General features: G+C 69.2%; 2 protein-coding genes. Both read right to left on the reverse strand.

Annotation, left to right across the window (positions count from 1 at the left end):
• Positions 1–448: 448 nt before the first annotated feature.
• Positions 449–1282, reverse strand: a complete 834-nt coding sequence (locus tag FVW27_RS14570; RefSeq protein ID WP_167126437.1) for a purine nucleoside phosphorylase YfiH/LACC1 family protein — start codon at positions 1280–1282, stop codon at positions 449–451.
• Positions 1273–1858: 5-formyltetrahydrofolate cyclo-ligase (locus FVW27_RS14575; RefSeq protein WP_167126440.1), on the reverse strand; the 586-nt coding region annotated here is incomplete at its 5' end. The genes FVW27_RS14575 and FVW27_RS14570, both read right to left, overlap by 10 nt.

Genomic DNA, 1858 nt, shown 5'->3' on the forward strand with positions numbered 1-1858 from the left:
CTGCGGGGGCCGGGCCGCCGGGCGCATGGGGCCAGCCGGTCGTGGCCTCGTCCAGCCGGTCCACCGGCATGACCACGGGCACGCAGCCGGTGGCGGCCACCAGCAGGTGTTCGAGGTTGCGCGTGAAGCTGTCGTGGTTGTCGGCAAGCAGGATGCGCATGCGGTGGTGGCCGGGCTAGGGGCTGTTTCTAAAACAGGGTTTTCATTCGTTGGCAAGAAAAACGAGCCTGCCATGAGGGAGTGCGGTAACCGTCAGGCGAGCGCGTAGCGCGAGGCTTACGGATAGCGACCGTAAAACGTGCTCTTATCGTATTTGACCGAAATGGATGGCGAAGTTTGACCGCATTGCGCACGATGCCCGTAAGGTTCGCAAGCTTACCTAACGGGCACGCTTCGCGCCCTTCGGGTCGGTCCGCCAACGAGCGAAAGGACAATTTAGAAACAGCCCCTACCCCTCCATCCAGATGATGGACGCCTGCCGCCCGGTGGTGGCGGCGCGGCGGTAGGAGAAGAAGTCGTCGGACAGGGAGTGGGTGCACAGGTCCAGCCCGAAGATGCGCTCCGGCAGCAGGCCTGCCTCGGCAAGCTGGTGGCGGGTCAGCGTCCACAGGTCCATGGTGCGGCTGGCCGAGCGGAACCAGCGGGCGAAGTCCTGCCCCCATTCCGTGGCGAAGTTGACGAATTCCGCCGCCGCCGGGCCAAGGCTGGGGCCGCGCACGGCCAGCACCTCTTGCGGGGGAAAGCCGTAGCGTTCGCAAAAGGCGCGCACGCCCGACTGCGGAAAGCCGATGCGGTTGCCCCGCCACCCGGCGTGCAGCGCGGCCACGTATTTGCCGCTTTCATGCGCCAGCAAAATGGGCTGGCAGTCCGCCGTCTTGATGACCAGCCCCACGCCGGGGCGCGCGGTGGCAAGGCCGTCGGCCTGGGCCACCGGGGTTGCGGCCAGCGCGGCGGCCAGTTGCACCGGTTCCGGGTCGATGATTAGGGCATCGCCGTGCACCTGCTTGGCCTCTACCCATTCGGACAGGTCCAGGCTGGCGGCCAGGGCGGCGCGGTTGGCGGCCACGGCGGCGGAGTCGTCGCCCACCTCGTAGGAAATGTTGCCCCCGGCCCACGGGCCGTCGGAGATGCCGCCGCGCCGGGTCTGGAAGGCGCAATGTACCCCCGGCACACCTGGAAAGGCGAAGCGGATGCAGCGTGGGGTGACGTCATCCGGTAAGGCGACGGGGGCGCCGGTACGGGAAAGCGGCGGAAAGGCCAGCGACGGGGTGATTACAGCCATGTCAGTCCCTCCTCGGTGCACAGTGCATGGACGGGGCGGTCCCATGGGGCCACGGGCAGCGCCGGTACGATCTGGAACGCGTAGGCCAGCCCCACCAGCGCGGTGCGGGCCATGGCCGGGTGGGCCAGGAATCGGTCGTAGTAGCCCGCGCCGTGGCCAAGGCGGTTGCCCTGCCGGTCGAAGGCCACGCCGGGAATGACGGCAAGGCCGGGTGCGAAGGAGGACGCGGAACCGGGCGCGGCATTCATGTCGATGGCCGGGCAGCGGGTGGGGTCCGGCTCCGCGATGCCGTAGCGCCCCGGCTTGAGGTCCGCCGCGCAGGCGCAGGGGGCCAGGCACATTTCGTTGTCGCAGTTGGAGGCGGGGGATGCGGAGCCAGTTGCGGAGGGTGCGGAGGCCGATGTGGAGCCGGATGCGGGTGATTCGGAGTTCGTGGCCGCTGCCGCCGTGGCAGAGCGCGTCACGCAGCGCGGCAGCAGCACCTGCTTGCCGTCCGCCCAGGCGGCGTCCAGCAGGCGGGTGGTTGCGGTCTCGTTGCGCACGGCCACGTACAGCAGCACCTGCCGGGCGGCCTGC

Origin of the sequence: Nitratidesulfovibrio liaohensis (assembly GCF_011682075.1) — a bacterium.
Taxonomy (GTDB): Bacteria; Desulfobacterota; Desulfovibrionia; order Desulfovibrionales; family Desulfovibrionaceae; genus Cupidesulfovibrio; species Cupidesulfovibrio liaohensis.